The organism is Okeania sp. SIO2B9 (genome assembly GCF_010672505.1).
GTDB lineage: Bacteria > Cyanobacteriota > Cyanobacteriia > Cyanobacteriales > Microcoleaceae > Okeania > Okeania hirsuta.
Genome location: NZ_JAAHGK010001143.1, coordinates 1 through 2,473 on the forward strand (window position 1 = coordinate 1; position 2,473 = coordinate 2,473).

2 protein-coding genes are annotated in these 2,473 nt (G+C 36.3%); both read right to left on the bottom strand.

What is annotated here, in order from left to right; genetic code table 11:
- Nucleotides 1–308 precede the first annotated feature (308 nt).
- Entirely contained in the window at nucleotides 309–611 is a 303-nt protein-coding gene (locus F6K13_RS28245) for an RNA-binding protein (protein WP_124147488.1), read from the bottom strand.
- A gap of 292 nt (nucleotides 612–903) precedes the next feature.
- Nucleotides 904–2,265: an ATP-dependent protease ATP-binding subunit ClpX gene (gene clpX / locus F6K13_RS28250; RefSeq protein ID WP_124147487.1), complete on the bottom strand. Its 1,362-nt coding sequence runs from the start codon at nucleotides 2,263–2,265 to the stop codon at nucleotides 904–906.
- Between the last annotated feature and the right edge of the window lie 208 nt (nucleotides 2,266–2,473).

The following is a 2,473-nucleotide window of genomic DNA, read 5'->3' on the forward strand; positions in this document are numbered from 1 at the left end:
GTCGGGAGGTAGACAAACATCTTGATCGAAGCGGATCAACATTTATTTATGTAAGGGGGTGCTTTCCGCCCCACCCTGTGGAGGAGTGGGGAAACCAGCACCCCCTTACCAACCCCCTTATGGTTGTAGAGAGGTTATATACAGTCCATTTATTAGCGTTCAAATAACCTCTGCTATTGGTCTAGATCGAGTTTTCCTATTCTCCCCGATCCCTGTCTTCTGTTTGAGTGCTCAACGTTTCTACATTCTTTTTTACACCTATGTCTATTTGAGGGGACATTCTTTCTAGCAACGTTTTTGATAAGTTATTATCTGTTACGAGAGAATTTACGATTATCGCCACCACCGTAGTTACCACCACCCTTATTTTCTCGTGGCTTGGCCTTATTAACTCTCATGTCACGACCCATCCAACTTGCTCCATCCAAAGCTTCAATTGCTTTTTCTTCATCCTCCTCATTGACCATTTCCACAAATCCAAAACCACGTAATCGACCTGTTTCACGGTCTATAGGTAAGTGAACTCTTGTTACCTGTCCATATTCAGCAAATACTGCGTTTAAGTCCTCTTGCGTGACTTCGTAGGATAAGTTACCCACATATATTGACATAGACTGTCTCCCAAATCAGTTAAAAATTTAAACAAAATAGAACTCGGAGACAAGTCTGTAAAGAAAAACTGGAAAACGCCCATCGAACTTAAACAGATCCTCGAAACCGATAACATATTCTATTATATCACAAGCTCGATGTAGCAATAGCAAAAATTAAAGAAAGTTTTGCTCAAAATAGATTTGTATACTTATGGTTGAGAATCAAGCAGATTTTTCTACTATATTTTATTTCGCCTCACTACAAATCCAAGATATTACATCTAAAGGTCAAATCTTGATTTGATAATTTTTAAGCAGACTCATGCTGTTTATGCCAAGTTGGATGCCATAACAATTCAGCAGTAGATCGTTTTTCTACCATTTCTTCAGTGATAATGCAACGGGTGACATCTTTACGGGATGGTAACTCATACATTACCTCTAACATTAACTCTTCTAAAATACCTCGCAATGCTCTAGCTCCTGTTTTACGTCTATATGCTTCTTTAGCGATCGCCCTGAGAGCTTCTTTTTGAAATTCTAACTTAACATTATCCATCTTTAATAATTTTTGATACTGTTTAACTAAAGCATTTTGTGGTTCTGTTAATATTTTCATTAATGCCGTTTCATCTAATGGGTCAATTACTGTTAATACTGGCATTCGTCCAATAAATTCTGGAATCAAACCAAACTTAACTAAGTCGTCTGGTTCTATACTTTTGAGTACATTAATATGACGTTTTTCTTTTGACTGTAAAGCGATATTATCTTGATTAATATTTTCGGCCTGAATAAAGCCCAATGATTTTTTTCCCTGTCGTTGTTCAACTATTTTCTCTAACCCGACAAAAGCACCACCACAAATAAACAAAATTGAATTGGTATCAAGCTGAATAAAATCTTGATAGGGATGTTTACGCCCTCCTTGTGGTGGGACATTAACTATTGTCCCCTCCAAGATTTTTAATAGAGCTTGTTGTACTCCTTCTCCAGATACATCTCTTGTAATGGAAGTATTTTCACTTTTACGAGCAATTTTATCTATTTCGTCTATATATATAATTCCTCTCTGGGCAGCTTCTATATCAAAGTCTGCTACTTGCAATAACCTTAATAACACATTCTCTACATCATCCCCTACATAACCAGCTTCGGTCAGGGTCGTTGCATCTGCTACAGCAAATGGCACATCTAGTAATTCTGCTAGAGTTTGGGCTAACAGAGTCTTTCCACAACCAGTTGGGCCAATTAATAGGATATTTGATTTTTGTAATTCCACATCTGGGTCAAGGCTGTTGTCGGAATTATGATTTGTTTGACAACTCAGACGTTTGTAGTGATTATATACTGCTACTGACAGTACTTTTTTTGCTTGGTATTGTCCAATTACATGATGATCCAAGTATTGATTAATTTCTGTAGGTTTTGGAACTGCTTCTAAGGAAGCTTTACTCTTACCTGAATAATTATTATTTGCTAATTGCGCTCCGATTTCACTAGCTGAAGTATCATCTTTTCTAGAGTTAAAAATTTCTTCTTCTAATATTTCGTTACAGAGTTCTACACATTCATCGCAAATATAAACCCCAGGACCTGCTATTAACTTACGAACTTGATCTTGGGACTTGCCACAAAATGAGCATTTAAGATGGGAATCGTATCTGGACATATTTGTTTTCTTCCTTGATGGTGGGGGTGTTTTTTTCTGAGGAGTTCAAAAGCTGTTATTTGATATTGATCATTGAAAAATCCAGATATTAGTCATATTATAAGTCTGAATTTTACAACTTCTCAGTTCTAATTATATTATATATTTTTCACCATTTTAATTTTTCAATAACTGGAGAGTACAAAGTTCTGCTAAAAAACAGTTGGCT

Bases quoted from the DNA above. Each gene is read 5' to 3' on its own strand.
- F6K13_RS28245 (WP_124147488.1), bottom strand. From the start codon at position 611: ATGTCAATATATGTGGGTAACTTATCCTACGAAGTCACGCAAGAGGAC.
- clpX (WP_124147487.1), bottom strand. From the start codon at position 2,265: ATGTCCAGATACGATTCCCATCTTAAATGCTCATTTTGTGGCAAGTCC.